The 14437-nt window shown below is 60.8% G+C and carries 15 protein-coding genes; 10 read left to right on the forward strand and 5 right to left on the reverse strand.

Annotated elements, in window-relative coordinates:
- Nucleotides 1–383: 383 nt before the first annotated feature.
- Entirely contained in the window at nucleotides 384–1160 is a 777-nt protein-coding gene (locus GEV02_RS31690) for an enoyl-CoA hydratase (protein ID WP_070271913.1), read from the reverse strand.
- Nucleotides 1161–1314: 154 nt separating this feature from the next.
- Here GEV02_RS31690 and GEV02_RS31695 point away from each other — a divergent pair, with 154 nt between their 5' ends.
- A complete protein-coding gene (locus GEV02_RS31695) occupies nucleotides 1315–2547 on the forward strand; it encodes an MFS transporter (RefSeq protein WP_268878667.1) in 1233 nt (410 codons plus the stop codon).
- Nucleotides 2548–2611: 64 nt separating this feature from the next.
- Nucleotides 2612–3049: a universal stress protein gene (locus tag GEV02_RS31700; protein ID WP_152841781.1), complete on the forward strand. Its 438-nt coding sequence runs from the start codon at nucleotides 2612–2614 to the stop codon at nucleotides 3047–3049.
- Here GEV02_RS31700 and mltA read toward each other — a convergent pair.
- Complete coding sequence (mltA, locus tag GEV02_RS31705) at nucleotides 3046–4215, reverse strand: murein transglycosylase A (RefSeq protein WP_152841782.1); 1170 nt, start codon at nucleotides 4213–4215, stop codon at nucleotides 3046–3048. The two genes, GEV02_RS31700 and mltA, sit on opposite strands and share 4 nt — an antisense overlap.
- A 64-nt stretch (nucleotides 4216–4279) precedes the next feature.
- Here mltA and GEV02_RS33615 point away from each other — a divergent pair, with 64 nt between their 5' ends.
- Nucleotides 4280–4411: a hypothetical protein gene (locus GEV02_RS33615; protein WP_268878666.1), complete on the forward strand. Its 132-nt coding sequence runs from the start codon at nucleotides 4280–4282 to the stop codon at nucleotides 4409–4411.
- Here GEV02_RS33615 and apaG read toward each other — a convergent pair whose 3' ends face one another.
- Nucleotides 4412–4786, reverse strand: coding sequence for a Co2+/Mg2+ efflux protein ApaG (gene apaG / locus GEV02_RS31710; protein WP_008444834.1), 375 nt, complete (start codon nucleotides 4784–4786; stop codon nucleotides 4412–4414).
- A 191-nt stretch (nucleotides 4787–4977) separates the two neighbouring features.
- On the opposite strand from apaG, the gene rpe reads away from it, so the two are divergent.
- The 7 genes from rpe (at nucleotide 4978) to trpC (ending at nucleotide 11192) form a co-directional block, all read left to right on the forward strand.
- Entirely contained in the window at nucleotides 4978–5643 is a 666-nt protein-coding gene (gene rpe, locus GEV02_RS31715; RefSeq protein ID WP_070360523.1) for a ribulose-phosphate 3-epimerase, read from the forward strand.
- Between the two features lie 2 nt (nucleotides 5644–5645).
- Nucleotides 5646–6329 (forward strand): phosphoglycolate phosphatase, encoded by a 684-nt coding sequence (locus GEV02_RS31720; protein ID WP_152841783.1) that lies wholly within the window; start codon nucleotides 5646–5648, stop codon nucleotides 6327–6329.
- Between the two features lie 214 nt (nucleotides 6330–6543).
- Nucleotides 6544–8040, forward strand: a complete 1497-nt coding sequence (trpE, locus tag GEV02_RS31725) for an anthranilate synthase component I (protein ID WP_152841784.1) — start codon at nucleotides 6544–6546, stop codon at nucleotides 8038–8040.
- A gap of 1 nt (nucleotide 8041) precedes the next feature.
- Complete coding sequence (locus GEV02_RS31730; protein ID WP_008444830.1) at nucleotides 8042–8605, forward strand: anthranilate synthase component II; 564 nt, start codon at nucleotides 8042–8044, stop codon at nucleotides 8603–8605.
- A 64-nt stretch (nucleotides 8606–8669) separates the two neighbouring features.
- Entirely contained in the window at nucleotides 8670–9707 is a 1038-nt protein-coding gene (gene trpD / locus GEV02_RS31735) for an anthranilate phosphoribosyltransferase (RefSeq protein WP_152841785.1), read from the forward strand.
- Between the two features lie 11 nt (nucleotides 9708–9718).
- Complete coding sequence (locus GEV02_RS31740) at nucleotides 9719–10384, forward strand: LysE family translocator (protein WP_152841786.1); 666 nt, start codon at nucleotides 9719–9721, stop codon at nucleotides 10382–10384.
- Between the two features lie 7 nt (nucleotides 10385–10391).
- A complete protein-coding gene (gene trpC, locus GEV02_RS31745; RefSeq protein WP_152841787.1) occupies nucleotides 10392–11192 on the forward strand; it encodes an indole-3-glycerol phosphate synthase TrpC in 801 nt (266 codons plus the stop codon).
- On the opposite strand, the gene GEV02_RS31750 is transcribed toward trpC, so the two are convergent.
- Entirely contained in the window at nucleotides 11189–12340 is a 1152-nt protein-coding gene (locus GEV02_RS31750) for a GGDEF domain-containing protein (RefSeq protein WP_152841788.1), read from the reverse strand. The two genes, trpC and GEV02_RS31750, sit on opposite strands and share 4 nt — an antisense overlap.
- Before the next feature lie 272 nt (nucleotides 12341–12612).
- Nucleotides 12613–14433, reverse strand: coding sequence for a M61 family metallopeptidase (locus GEV02_RS31755; protein WP_152841789.1), 1821 nt, complete (start codon nucleotides 14431–14433; stop codon nucleotides 12613–12615).
- Nucleotides 14434–14437 lie beyond the last annotated feature (4 nt).

Raw genomic sequence — 14437 nt, forward strand, 5'->3', positions numbered from 1 at the left:
CAGCGTTCAATCTGAGCCAGGATCAAACTCTTCAGTTTAATCTCTGTTTATTTGCTATTTCTAGCACCGTCATTGCTGACGGGTCGCTCACTCAAAATACTGACAGGCCACTTCTTGCGAAGCGCCTTTTTCATTACTTCTTGTGAACATTTGATATTTTAAGTATCAACAGGACTAGCCTGCTGCGCACTTTCATCAAACGTCCACACTTATCGACTGTTAATTTTTAAAGAACTTATTCGGTACTGCTTGCTGCGGAGCGTTGTGTCCGTCAGCGAAGAAGAAAGAGTATGAAGCGTTTAGATCGTTTCGTCAACCCCTTCTTTTTTCTCCCCGTTTCACACTGCATTTGCATGCACCGTTTTGCGGGGAGGCGAACTATATCAAAGGCCGTCGAAGTTTGGCAAGCGCTTTTCGAGGAAAGCGTGCATGCCTTCTTTTTGCGCAGGCGTACCAAAGGCAGACTGGAACAGGCGGCGTTCATAATTAACGCCTTCCGTCAGCGTGGTTTCGAAAGCGCGGTTGACGGAATCTTTTATCATCATCGCTACCGACGTTGGCATCGACGCGATCTGTTTCGCTGCAGTCAGCACTTCTTCGATCAGCTTATCGGCAGGCACGACGCGCGATACCAGGCCAATGCGCTCCGCTTCTACCGCATCAATAGTGCGGGCGGTCAGCAGCATATCCATGGCCTTGGCCTTGCCTATGGTGCGCGGCAGACGCTGCGTGCCGCCGGCGCCAGGCGTGACGCCGACCTTGATTTCCGGCTGGCCGAACTTGGCCGTATCCGCGGCGATCAGGAAATCGCACATCATCGCCAGCTCGCAGCCGCCGCCCAGCACGTAACCGGCCACAGCGCCCACCACCGGCTTGCGGATGCGCAGGATGTGCTCCCAGTTGCGGGTAATGTAGTTGTCGCGATAGGTGTCCACATAAGTGTAGTCCGCCATCGCGGCGATATCCGCGCCGGCGGCGAAGGCTTTCTCGCTACCGGTCAGCACGATGCAGCCGATGGCCGGATCGGCGTCAAACTTATATAGGGCATCGCCCAGCTCGTTCATCATGCGATCGTTCAGCGCGTTCAGCGCTTTCGGACGGTTCAAGCGGATCAGGGCAACTTTGTCGTGCACTTCAACGATCAGATCTTCATATTGCATAAGGTGTCTCCTTCACGGTGGAATATTCCGTGAGGATTGTAGCGCCTAACTCCCGCGCTGGTATCATTGAAACTTAGCAACCTGCTTTAAAGAGCTTCCTATTTTTACCGCCTTCCACCGTCACCTGCGCAACAAGTTCGCCCATGACGCTCTGCTGCGCAACGGCGACTTCATGCGCTACTGGTCCAGCTCCATCCTCAATGGCTTTGGCAGCTATATCAGTGCGCTGGCCTTGCCGCTATGCTCGGTGCTGCTGCTGCACGCGACGCCGTCGCAAATGGGCATGCTGGGTGCGGCGGCCGCGATTCCCTTCGCGCTGCTGGCCCTGCCGGCCGGCGTCCTCCTCGACCGCAACCGCAAACTGCCCGTACTATTGTGCAGCAAGGCCGTCATGGCGCTGACGCTGGGCAGCATCCCGCTGGCTTACTGGCTGGGCCTGCTGTCCATCGAATGGATGTATGTCGTCTCCTTCATCGGCGGCGCCTGTTCGGTGGTGGGCGGCGGCGCGGAACAGATCTTCCTCACCAACCTGATCGGGCGCGACCGGCTGACCGATGCGCAATCGAAATTCGCCGCCACCGACTCCGCCTCGCGGCTGATCGCCCCCGGCGTGGCCGGCGTGCTGATCCAATGGCTGACCGCGCCGTTCGCGGTGCTGCTCAACGCCATCGGCTTCGTGGTCTCGATCCTGCTGCTGCGCAATCTGAAGGCCAACGATCCCAAGCCCGCGCCCTCCCACCAGCATCCGCTGCGCGACATCCACGACGGCCTGCGGTTTATCTGGGGCCAGCCGCTGCTGCGCACGCTGGCCTGGGGCGCCGGTGTGTGGCATATGCTGTTCTATGGTTTTGCCGCACTGAGCGTGCTGTTCGCCACGCGCGAACTGGGCATGTCGGCCGGCATGCTGGGCGCAACGCAGATGATAGGCGGCATCGGCGTGCTGCTCAGCTCCCTGCTGCTCAAACCCCTGAACAACCGCTTCGGCGCCGGCACCACCATGCTGATCGGCATAGGCCTGACCGCGTTCGCGTTCGCCGCCATGCCGATGATCCCCGCCAACCTGTTCGGCAGCCCCACCGCCAGCGCGGTGGCCTGCGGCAGCCTGTCGCTGTTCCTCGATTGCGGCGTGATGCTGTTCTTCATGCCCTACATGACGATGCGTCAGAAAGTCACGCCGGACGCCTACCTGGGCCGCATGGTCTCGACGATGCGCTTCCTGACGGTGGCGACCGCGCCGGTCGGCGCGCTGGCGGCCGGCTACATCGGCGAGCACTTCAGCATCCGCACCGGCATGGCCTGCGTGGCGGTGGGCGGCATCGTGTTGACGGCGACGATGTCCATGTCGATGCGCAATGTGCCGCAACAGGCGGCGCCGGCCACCTCCTAACGTGCGCCACCTGTCCGCCTAAAACATTAGGCTGGCTTCAGTGTCCCATTCACTGGAGTGCGCCATGTTCAAATCCATCCTGCTGCCCACCGACGGCTCGGACCTGTCCGACAAAGCGACCGCGATGGCGGTGCAGTTCGCCCAGCTCAATCACGCCCGCATCGTCGCCGTCACGGTGATTACGCCGCTACCGTTTGCGTCCATGGGCGACAGCGGCGCGGTCATCGATTCCGGCCAGTTCGCCACGCAGATGCAGAACGCGGCCAAGCACCATATCGAAAAGGTGGCCGTGGCCGCGCGCGCGGCCGATATTCCGTTCGAGGGAGTGATTACGATGTCGCCCAGCCCCTACGAGGAAATCGTCGAGGCGGCGAAGAAGTATGAATGCGACATCATCATGATGGCGTCGCACGGGCGGCGCGGCCTGAACCGGCTGTTCCTGGGCAGCGAGACGCAGAAGGTGCTCGCCCACACCACGCTGCCCGTGATGGTCTTGCGTTAAAGCGGCTGCTTCGGCAGCAGCACCCAAACACTACCGCGCTGCTTCATGCGTCCCGCGTTTTCCGACGCCTCCGTGCCGAAGCCGAAGAAGTAGTCGACACGGATCGCGCCACGGATCGCGCCGCCCGTATCCTGCGCCATCACCAGCCGCTGCAGCGGGATGTCGCTGTTCGGCATGCTGGTCGACAGGAACACCGGCGCGCCCAGCGGCAGTTGCGACGCATCGATCGCCACCGAACGCGACGGCGTCAACGGCACACCCAGCGCGCCCTTAGGCCCCACCTTCGGATCCGGCAGGCGCTCTTCCTTGAAGAACACGTAGCTCGGATTTACATTGAACAGCTCCTGCATGCGCGTAGGATGGCCGGCGATCCACGCCTTGATACCCTGCGCCGAAGCCTGCTCCAGCGTCAGCTCGCCCTTCTCCACCAGATATTTGCCGATCGATTTATACGGATGGCCGTTCTGGTCCGCATAAGCCACGCGCACGGTTTCCTGGCTGTCGGTCAGCTGCACCCGGCCCGAGCCCTGCACCTGCAGGAAGAACGATTCCACCGGATCGTCCACCCACAGCAGCTCCTTGCCGCTGAAATCGGCCTTCTCGATATCGGCGCGGGTCGCATACGGCACCACCTTCTTGCCGACCAGCTTGCCGCGCAGGCGCATGCCCTTCAGTTCCGGATACACACTGGCCAGGTCGACGGTCAGCATATCGTCCGGCACCTTATATAGAGGGGTCTGATACGGCCCGCCCTTTTTGCGCGCGCCGCGCAGCAGCGGCTCGTAGTAGCCAGTGACGAGGCCGTCGGTGGCGCCGTCCGGCGCGATCACCTGGTTGGGCTCCATGAAGGCTTCGAAGAAGGTGCGGATGGCCTTGTCGTCGCTGCCGTTGACGCTGCGCGCGATGGTGCACGATTCCTTCCAGTTCGGCTGCTTGACCAGCACCGAGCACGAGGACATGAACGCCGGCCAGGCCGCGCGCACATCGTCCTTGTCCCAGCCCGGCAGCGATGCGAAGGTGGTCGGCACCATTTGCAGCGCGGTAGGTTTGGGCGGCACGGGCACCGGGGCCGGCTGCACCGGCGGCACTACCGGCGCCGGCTGCGGCGTCACCGTGGGCGCGGGCGCCTTGTCCGGCGGCAGCGGCGTGGTGGTGCAGGCGGCCATGGAAAGCGCGACGACGCTCAGCGGAACGAGTAGACTACGGCGTGTTAATGACATAAGGATAGCTATGTGGGTATTAATGATAGAAGCATGCGTGGCGTTTTTCCTGCTGGTGTTCATCGTCTGGTGGACCATGTACCAGGGCAAGGGCAAGGCCAAGAAGCTGCCCCCGCCGTCCAGGGAAAACGAACCCGAGTAATCAATGCAGCGTGCGCGGCAGCGACAGCACGAACTCCGGTATCTTGGCTTCGAACTGATGGCCGTCCTCGGCCACGCAGAAGTATTCGCCGACCATCGAGCCCTGCTGGGTTTGCAGCGCGGTGCCGCTGGTGTATTCGAAATGCTCGCCCGGTTGCAGCAGCGGCTGATGGCCGACCACGCCCAGCCCGCGCACTTCTTCGACGTGATTGTTGGCGTCGGTGATGACCCAATGGCGTGAGATCAGCTGCGCAGCCACCGTGCCGGTGTTCTTGATCGTGATCGAGTAGGTGAACACGAAGTTGGTGCGCTCCGGGTCCGACTGATCTGGCAGGTACTGAGTTCTGACCGACACAGTAAATTCGTAAGTGGCCATCAAAATTCCTTAAGGCTTAGTAAAAACGTCATCGCTCTGGACAAAATTGGCGATTGTATATCGTCAGACCCCCATTGCACCGCAAATCCGCCCCGTATGCAAGGACGGCGCGGCTGAAAACCGGCGCAAAATCGGTACAGTCGCGCCGGGCAGCGTAAAATAGCGCATCTTTTTATCGCCAGCCCAACGCCATGACCACATTCCGCATCGCTCCCAGCATCCTGTCCGCCGATTTCGCCCGTCTGGGCGAAGAGGTCCGCAACGTCGTCACCGCCGGTGCGGACATCATTCACTTTGACGTGATGGACAACCATTACGTTCCCAACCTGACCATCGGCCCGCTGGTCTGCGAAGCGATCCGCCCGCACGTGCAAGTGCCGATCGATGTGCACCTGATGGTCAAGCCGGTCGACCGCATCATCCCTGACTTCGCCAAGGCTGGCGCCAACATCATCACCTTCCACCCGGAAGCGTCGGACCACATCGACCGTTCGCTGCAGCTGATCCGCGACCACGGCTGCAAGGCCGGCCTGGTGTTCAACCCGGGCACGCCGCTGAGCTACCTGGAACACGTGATGGACAAGATCGACATGATCCTGATTATGTCCGTCAATCCAGGCTTCGGCGGCCAGTCCTTCATTCCGCAAGCGCTGAAGAAGATCGCCGAAGCGCGCCGCCTGATCGACGAATCCGGCCGCGACATCCTGCTGGAAGTGGACGGCGGCATCAAGATCGACAACATCGCCGCCGCCGCAGCAGCAGGTGCGGACACCTTCGTGGCCGGCTCCGCCATCTTCGGCAAGCCGGACTACAAGGCCGTCATCGACGCCATGCGCGCCCAGCTGGCGACGGTGTAAGCATGAGTGTGCTGGCAGGCGTACGCGCCGCAATCATCGACCTCGACGGCACCATGCTGGATACGATTCCCGACTTCCACGTCGCGATCAACGGCATGCGCGCGGAACTGGACCTGGCGCCGATCTCGCAAGACCAGATCGCGCTGATGGTCGGCAAAGGCTCCGAAAACCTGATCCGCTCCGTATTGGGGCTGGACTGGGACGCCGCCCGCGTGGAAGCGCACTTCGAGACCGCGATGGACGCCTACCAGCGCCACTACCTGAGCATCAACGGCAATTTCAGCGCCCTGTATCCGGGCGTGACCGAAGGCCTGACGGCGCTGAAGGCGCAAGGCCTGCGCCTAGCCTGCGTGACCAACAAGCCGATCGCCTTCACCACGCCGCTGCTCAAGCTGAAAGGCCTGGACGGCTTTTTCGACGTGGTCTACGGCGGCGACTCGCTGCCGCGCAAGAAACCCGACCCGCTGCCGCTGCAAACGGTGTGCGCCGATTTCGGCCTGGCGCCGGCTCAGGTGGTGGCCGTGGGCGACTCCTCGAACGACGCGCAAGCCGCACGGGCAGCGGGTTGTCCGGTGTTGACGGTCCCTTACGGATACAATCACGGAGAGGCTATACACAAAACCGATTCCGATGGTATAGTAGCCACGCTGCTCGATGCCGCAATTTTGATCCGTTCGCATAATTAACCATTAGCTGAACCACTCTGACCGAAATGTCTTTCACCAAAAAACACAATGTCACCCAAACCGGCTCGATTGAGGCCTGGCTTTGGCGACGCTGGCAATCCTGGCAAAACTAAGCCGAACTGATTGCTGTCGTCCGCACCACTGCGCGCGACAGGTTTTTTGACCAACCACCGCCAAACCCACACCCACACCCTTGGCGGCATGGAGAGAAGACATGACCGAACTCGAATTCAAATCGTTGGCCACCGACGGCTACAACCGCATCCCGCTGATCGCCGAAGCCTTCGCCGATCTCGAAACTCCGCTCACGCTGTACCTGAAACTGGCCCAGACCCAGAACGCCGGCAAGAACACCTTCCTGCTTGAATCGGTGGTGGGCGGCGAGCGTTTCGGCCGCTTCTCCTTCATCGGCCTGCCGGCGACGACCGTGCTGCGCAACTTCGGTACGCGCACCGAGATCGTCAAGAACGGCGCCGTGATCGAGACCCACGAAGGCAATCCGCTCGAATTCATCGAGGCTTACCAGAAGCGCTTCAAGGTCGCGCTGCGTCCCGGCATGCCGCGCTTCTGCGGCGGCCTGGCCGGCTACTTCGGCTACGACACGGTGCGCCATATCGAAAAAACGCTGGCCAACACCCAGCCGAAAGATGACCTGGGACTGCCCGACATCCAGCTGATGGTGACGGAGGAACTGGCCGTCATCGATAACCTGAGCGGCAAGCTGTATCTGATCGTCTACGCCGACACCACGCAGCCGGAATCGTATTCCAAAGCGCGCCAGCGCCTGAAAGACCTGCGCATGATGCTGCGCCGCGGCGTCGATGCGCCAGTGACCAGCGCCTCGGTGCGCACCGAGATCACGCGTGACTTCCCGAAAGCGGAATACCTGAAGGCCGTCGCCAAGGCGCATGAATACGTGATGGCAGGCGACTTGATGCAGGTGCAGATCGGCCAGCGCCTGCGCAAGCCTTACGTCGATTCGCCGCTGACGCTGTACCGCGCGCTGCGTTCGCTGAATCCGTCGCCGTATATGTACTTCTACAATTTCGGCGACATGCAGATCGTCGGCGCCTCGCCGGAGATTTTGGTCCGCAACGAGACGCTGCCCGACGGCGAGAAAAAAGTCACGCTGCGCCCTATCGCCGGCACCCGCCCACGCGGCTCGACGCCGGAGCGCGACGCCGAACTGGCCAAGGAACTACTGGCCGATCCGAAAGAGATCGCCGAACACGTGATGCTGATCGACCTGGCGCGCAATGACCTGGGCCGCATCTCCGAAATCGGCAGCGTCAAAGTCACCGACCGCCTGGTCATCGAAAAATACTCGCATGTGCAGCACATCGTCTCCAATGTGGAAGGCAAGCTGAAATCCGGCCTGTCCAACCTGGACGTGCTACGCGCCACCTTCCCGGCCGGCACGTTGACCGGCGCGCCGAAAGTGCGCGCGATGGAAGTGATCGACGAACTGGAAATCTCCAAGCGCGGCATCTACGGCGGCGCCTGCGGCTACCTGTCCTTCGGCGGCGAGATGGACGTGGCGATCGCGATCCGCACCGGCGTCATCAAGGACGGCATGCTGTACGTGCAGGCCGCAGCCGGCATCGTCGCCGATTCGGTCGCCGAGATGGAATGGCAGGAAACTGAAAACAAGGCGCGCGCCGTGCTGCGCGCCGCCGAACAAGTGCAAGATGGCCTGGATGGGGAGTTCTGAGATGCTGCTAATGATCGACAACTACGACTCCTTCACCTACAACATCGTGCAGTACTTCGGCGAGCTGGGTGAAGATGTGCGCGTGTTCCGCAACGACGAAATCACGATCGCGGAAATCGAAGCGCTGAACCCGGACCACATCTGCATTTCGCCTGGTCCGAAAGATCCGGCACAGGCCGGGATCTCGATCGAAGTGCTCAAGCACTTCGCCGGCAAGAAGCCGATACTGGGCGTGTGCCTGGGCCACCAGGCCATCGGCGAAGCGTTCGGCGGCAAGGTCATACGCGCCAAGCAGGTCATGCATGGCAAAACTTCTTTAATTGCGCATACGGGCGTGGGCGTTTTCAAAAACCTCCCCTCGCCTTTCACAGTGATCCGTTATCACTCGTTGGCCATCGAGCGCAGCTCGCTGCCGTCCTGCCTGGAAGTGACGGCATGGACGGACGACGGTGAAATCATGGGCGTGCGCCACAAGGAATACGACATCGAGGGCGTGCAGTTCCACCCCGAGTCCATCCTGTCGGAACACGGTCACGCACTGTTGAAGAACTTCCTGGTCCGCTGACCAGCGCTGTTCGTCCCGGCGCGCACCGCGCGCGCCCATGCCAAAATTCAGAGAAGGAATAGCCATGCCTATCACCCATCAAGAAGCACTGCTGCGCTGCATCGAACACCGCGAGATTTTCCACGACGAGATGCTGCACCTGTTCCGCCAGATCATGTCCGGCGAAATGTCTCCGACCATGATCGCCGCCCTGACCATGGGCCTGCGCGTGAAAAAAGAAACCATCGGCGAAATCGCCGCCGCCGCGCAAGTGATGCGCGAGTTCTCCACCAAGGTGCCGATGGCCGACACCACCGGCCTGCTCGACATCGTCGGCACCGGCGGCGACGGCGCGCATACATTCAACATCTCCACCGCTTCGATGTTCGTCGCCGCTGCGGCGGGCGCGCGCGTGGCCAAGCACGGCGGCCGCAGTGTGTCGTCGTCGTCCGGCAGCGCCGACGTGATCGAATCGCTGGGCGCCAACATCAATCTGAAGCCGGAGCAGATCGCGCAATCGATCGCGCAGACCGGCATCGGCTTCATGTTCGCACCGAATCACCACGCGGCGATGAAGCATGCGGCGCCGGTGCGCCGCGAGCTGGGCGTACGCACCATCTTCAACATCCTGGGACCGCTGACCAATCCGGCCGGCGCACCGAATATCTTGATGGGTGTATTCCACGCCGACCTGGTTGGTATCCAGGTGCGCGTGCTGCAGCGCCTGGGCGCGCAGCATGCCATCGTGGTCTATGGCCGCGACAATATGGATGAAGTCTCGCTCGGCGCCGGCACCATGGTCGGCGAACTGGTGAACGGCGAAATCCGCGAATACGAAATCCATCCGGAAGACTTCGGCCTGCAGATGATCGCCAGCCGCAATCTGAAGGTGGCCGATTCGGTCGAATCGAAAGCCAAGATGATGGAAGCGCTGCGCGGCGAACCTGGCGCGGCCTACGATATCGTGGCGCTCAACGCGGGTACGGCGCTGTATGCGGCCGGCGTGGCCAGCTCGATCGAGGACGGCCTGGCGCGCGCGCGCGTGGCCATCACCTCCGGCGACGCGCTGCGCAAGGTCGAACAGTTCGTGCAGGTCACGCAAAGCCTCGGCAACAGCAATTAAGGGAGGCCAGCATGTTCGGCATCCACGATCTGACGCTGTTTGTAATCTCCGGGCTGCTGCTCAACATCATGCCCGGCCCCGACTCGCTGCTGATTATGACGCGCAGCGCCACCCAGGGCTGGCGCGCAGGTTCGGCCGCCGCGCTGGGCATAGGCGCCGGCACCATGATCCACATCTTCGCTGCGGCGCTGGGTTTGTCGGCGCTGCTGGCCACGTCCGCCGCCGCGTTCACGGTGGTCAAGTGGATCGGTGCGGCGTACATTGTTTATGTCGGCATCGGCATGCTGCGCGCGAAGCTGCGGGCGGATACCGACGATGCGGCCGCCGCTGAAACGGCCGCTCGCGTTGCGGCCCAGCCGCTGGCGTATCGTAAAATCTTCTTCCAGGGTTTTCTGACCAATGTGCTGAACCCGAAAGTGGCCTTGTTCTTCCTGGCGTTCGTGCCGCAGTTTATTTCGGCAGACTCCAGCAGCAAGCCGCTGGCGTTCATCGTCCTGGGCTGCATTTTCAATTTCAACGGTATGTTGTGGTGTAACGGCCTGGCCGTCTTCACCGCTTTCGCCAGTGCGCGCCTGAAGGTCAAGCCGCTGGTGGCGCTGTGGCTGAACCGCGTGACGGGCGGCCTGTTCCTGGCTCTCGGCCTGCGCCTGGCGCTGGCGGAACAACATTCATCTTAGGCTTATCATGTCCGACATTCTGAACAAAATCCTCGCAGTCAAAGCCGACGAAGTCGCCGCCGCTAAAAAATACCGCAGCCTCGCCAGCCTGCGCGCCGACGTTGAAAGCAACGCCGAACTGCGCGCCGGCCTGCGCGGCTTCGAAGCGAGCCTGCGCGGGAAAATCGCTGCAGGCCATGCAGGCGTAATCACCGAAGTAAAAAAAGCTTCGCCGTCGAAAGGCGTGCTGCGGGCAGACTTCCGCCCGGCCGATATCGCCGCCAGCTACGCCGCCAACGGCGCCGCGTGCCTGTCGGTGCTGACGGACGAGCAGTTCTTCCAGGGTTCGGTAGCCTACCTGCAGCAGGCGCGCGCCGCCTGCGCCCTGCCGGTGCTGCGGAAAGATTTCATGATCGACATGTATCAGATCTACGAAGCGCGCGCCATGGGCGCCGATGCGATCCTGCTGATCGTCTCGGCGCTGGACCACGGTTTGATGGCGGAAATGGAAGCCTGCGCCCACGAACTGGGCATGGATGTGCTGGTGGAAACCCACGACGGCGACGAACTGACCGCCGCGTTGCGCCTGAAAACCGCCCTGCTGGGCATCAACAACCGCAATTTGCGCACTTTCGAGGTATCGCTGGAGAACACGCTCGGCCTGCTGGACCGCATTCCGGCGGAAAAACTGGTGATTACCGAGTCCGGCATCATGGTTCAGGCTGACGTGCAGCGCATGCGCGAGGCGAATGTGCACGCCTTCCTGGTCGGCGAAGCGTTCATGCGCGCGCCGGATCCGGGCGCGGAGCTGGCGCGACTGTTCAACTAGGCCGGCACCGCCCGCAGCGGCGCTACCGGCATGGACGCGATCTCGATGCGGTCGCGTCCGCGCTCTTTGGCGGAATACAGCGCCTCGTCCGCCCGCATCAGGATGCCGTCCAGATCCTCGTCGGCACTTGTCTGGCAAGCAATACCGATGCTGACCGTGTAGGTCGGCAATCCATCGCGGCCGGGTTCGCGCACGGCCAGCAGGATGCGCTCGGCGATATGGTGGGCGCGATCCAATCCTGTGGTCGGCAGCAGCACGATAAATTCCTCGCCGCCGAAACGGGCCACGTGATCGGATACGCGCAGCGCCTTGCCGATAACCGCCGCCACATCGACTAAAACCCGGTCGCCGGTGGCGTGGCCGTGGCAATCATTAATCTTCTTAAAATAATCCAGATCGATGCTGAGCATCGTCATGGCGGTGGATTCACGCCTTAATAAAGCATGCTCCTTCGCATAGATGTCGGCGAAACCGCGGCGGTTTAATACCTGGGTCAGAGGATCCAGCGTGGAGCGGCGTTCCAATATGGTTTGCAGATGGCGGGTGGCAACCGCTTTGAAACTCACCGCCAGCAGCAATACCATGAAATGGCCGGCGGCCAGGTAAATACTCTGGAATGGTCCGATACTGGTTAAATTAACCTGAGCACCGCCATAAAACACCGCCAATAATCCACGCGTTAAAACAACCAGGGTTTGCAGCACTAATAATATGCCGAAGAATATGGTCGAGAAATGACGCTCGCCATAACGCCATACCATGGCAACCTGATTAATATAGAAAATCGAGATCAGGAAAGAAAATACAGCGACCCGTGCGGCAAAATGCGGTTGAATAACCAGCCAATAGCCAACACCCAACATGGCGCATGCCCAGACCAGATGAAATAACCACCATGCAGGTTTGCGGCCATAAAATTTCTGGGTGCCGATCATCGCCAGCCCCACGCCCCAAATCAGCGTTGAATTGGCGCAAAGCAAGATAAAAGTCTGACCCGAGGTGCTATTCCTCAGGCTGAACAATACCGCCCCGAGTGCCAGCAATATCAATCCGGCCGCCCAATAATCCAGCCCTTTAATCTCCCTGGGGAAGCTCAGATAGGCGGAATAAAGGACAACGCTCATCGCACCAGCCATCAGCGTCGACATCAAGATAATCGTGGTGGGATCAAGCAGTATCACTGGCGGGTCTATCCTGGTTGGCAAAAAGCTCAGCCAAATTCTAAACCAGAACAAGACCACAGCGGAAAATTAAACCGCCGGCCCGTCCCACTCCCCCAGCACATGCCGGAATCTGGTTAGTACGTGCCAATATCTGGCATAACCTGGGCAAAAAAATGGGGTCAGGTCTGACATTCGGACACGAACTCGGCTGTTAGCGGCTGAGCTCGTGTCCGAATGTCAGACTTGACCCCGGAGTTTTAGCGGGCGGCGCTGGGGCGCAATGGGCCGGAGGATTTCTTGCCGGCCGGGTCCAGCGTCAGGCTGATACCGGGTACCCGGTCGCCTTGTAACGTCACGCTGAAGGTCATTAATTCGTCGCGGCGGAATGCGTGGACTTCGATTTCCGAACCGACGCCGTAACGCGACAGCAGTGTCTCCAGATTGGCGGCGGTAACGCGCAATCCGTCTATCGCCATCAAGATATCGCCGGCCGATAATCCGGCTTGATGCGCAGCGCCATTTTCATGGACGCTGGACAGCTTGCAATCATTGCCGTCTTTTCCGAGATTGGCGTCCAGGCTGGGCTTGGCGGTTTTACGCTCGTCGCTGTATTTAACGCCGAATGGCGCCAGCATTTTTGCCAATGGCAAGTCTTCGGTGCCGCGTATATATTTATCGAAGAATGGTTTGAATCGGCCGCCGCTGATTTCATCGAATATCGCTTCCACTTCGGCCGGCGTTACGCCGCGCGCGCCGCCCTGATAGAAATCGCGGCCATAACGCTGCCATAAAACACGCATTACATCGTCCAGCGATTTCTTGCCGCCGGTTTTAGCGCGGATACTCAAATCCAGCGCAAGGCCGATTAAAGAACCTTTGGTGTAATAACTGACGATGGAATTCGGCGCATTCTCATCCTGGCGATAATATTTGCCCCAGGCGTCGAAACTGGAATCCGCCACGCTTTGCTTGGTGCGGCCACTGCCGCGTAATACGCTGCCGATGGTTTTACCCAGCAATTTGAAATAAGCCGGCTCGGCGATAACGCCCGCGCGCACCAGCATCAAATCGTCGTAATAGCTGGTGAAACCTTCGAACAGCCACAGCAATGGCGAATAATTCTCGACCTGCAGGTTATATGGCGCGAATGCCGCCGGTTTGATGCGCTTCACATTCCAGGTATGGAAATACTCGTGGCTGCACAGACCCAGGTATTGCAGGTAGCCGTCGCTGATCTCCTTGCTGACCGACGCCGTGCTCGGCAGGTCGGCGCGGGCGCAGATCAGCGCCGTCGATGCGCGGTGCTCCAGTCCGCCATAACCGTCGCCGACGGCCAGCGTCATGAACACGTAGCGGTCCATCGGCGCTTTCTTGGCCTTCGGTTCGAAGAAGGCGATCTGGGTTTCGCAGATCTTCTTCAGGTCGGCGCTCAGGCGCGGCAGGTCCAGGTTCGGCACCCGGCCGCTGATGACGATGTCGTGCGGGATGCCGTGCGCCTTGAAAGTGGCCAGCGCAAAATCGCCCTGCTCCACCGGATGGTCGATCAACTCGTCGTAGTTGGACGCGATGTAGGTGCCAAAACCATAACGTTTCGCTTTCAGCTCCGGCAGCGAGGTCGCCACGCGCCAGGTCTTGGCCGCTTCGTCGGCCGGACGCTGGATGTCCACCACGTGCGGCTGGTCTTCCTGGCCCAGCACGCGCAGGAACACGCTGGTGCCGTTGTAGAAGGCGTGATTCTGGTCCAGATGCGCGGCGCGCACCGACAAATCCCAGGCATACACTTCGTAATGCAGCGTCAGCGCGGCCGCATGGTCCTTCAGCGGCGCGGCCTGCCACGAGTGCTTGTCCAATTTGGTCAGCGCCACCGGCTGGCCGTTCGACTCGGCGCGGATGCGCACGATATTGCGCGAGAATTCGCGGATCATATAGCTGCCCGGTATCCAAGCCGGCAGCGCGAATATCTGGCCGCCTGCGGCCGGCGCGTCCACCGTCAGCGTGACGTGGAACAGGTGGGCGGCCAGGTCATGGCCGACGATGCTGTAGGCGATCGCTGGATTGTTCTTGCTCGTTTTTTTCATCTCT

Source organism: Rugamonas aquatica, assembly GCF_009380215.1.
GTDB lineage: Bacteria > Pseudomonadota > Gammaproteobacteria > Burkholderiales > Burkholderiaceae_D > Rugamonas > Rugamonas aquatica_B.

What these genes read in the sequence shown, in the direction of transcription:
- GEV02_RS31690 (WP_070271913.1), bottom strand. Translation starts at nt 1,160, where the DNA reads ATGCAATATGAAGATCTGATCGTTGAAGTGCACGACAAAGTTGCCCTG.
- GEV02_RS31700 (WP_152841781.1), top strand. Translation starts at nt 2,612, where the DNA reads ATGTTCAAATCCATCCTGCTGCCCACCGACGGCTCGGACCTGTCCGAC.
- mltA (WP_152841782.1), bottom strand. Translation starts at nt 4,215, where the DNA reads ATGGCCGCCTGCACCACCACGCCGCTGCCGCCGGACAAGGCGCCCGCG.
- GEV02_RS33615 (WP_268878666.1), top strand. Translation starts at nt 4,280, where the DNA reads ATGTGGGTATTAATGATAGAAGCATGCGTGGCGTTTTTCCTGCTGGTG.
- apaG (WP_008444834.1), bottom strand. Translation starts at nt 4,786, where the DNA reads ATGGCCACTTACGAATTTACTGTGTCGGTCAGAACTCAGTACCTGCCA.
- rpe (WP_070360523.1), top strand. Translation starts at nt 4,978, where the DNA reads ATGACCACATTCCGCATCGCTCCCAGCATCCTGTCCGCCGATTTCGCC.
- GEV02_RS31720 (WP_152841783.1), top strand. Translation starts at nt 5,646, where the DNA reads ATGAGTGTGCTGGCAGGCGTACGCGCCGCAATCATCGACCTCGACGGC.
- trpE (WP_152841784.1), top strand. Translation starts at nt 6,544, where the DNA reads ATGACCGAACTCGAATTCAAATCGTTGGCCACCGACGGCTACAACCGC.
- GEV02_RS31730 (WP_008444830.1), top strand. Translation starts at nt 8,042, where the DNA reads ATGCTGCTAATGATCGACAACTACGACTCCTTCACCTACAACATCGTG.
- trpD (WP_152841785.1), top strand. Translation starts at nt 8,670, where the DNA reads ATGCCTATCACCCATCAAGAAGCACTGCTGCGCTGCATCGAACACCGC.
- GEV02_RS31740 (WP_152841786.1), top strand. Translation starts at nt 9,719, where the DNA reads ATGTTCGGCATCCACGATCTGACGCTGTTTGTAATCTCCGGGCTGCTG.
- trpC (WP_152841787.1), top strand. Translation starts at nt 10,392, where the DNA reads ATGTCCGACATTCTGAACAAAATCCTCGCAGTCAAAGCCGACGAAGTC.
- GEV02_RS31750 (WP_152841788.1), bottom strand. Translation starts at nt 12,340, where the DNA reads ATGTCGACGCTGATGGCTGGTGCGATGAGCGTTGTCCTTTATTCCGCC.
- GEV02_RS31755 (WP_152841789.1), bottom strand. Translation starts at nt 14,433, where the DNA reads ATGAAAAAAACGAGCAAGAACAATCCAGCGATCGCCTACAGCATCGTC.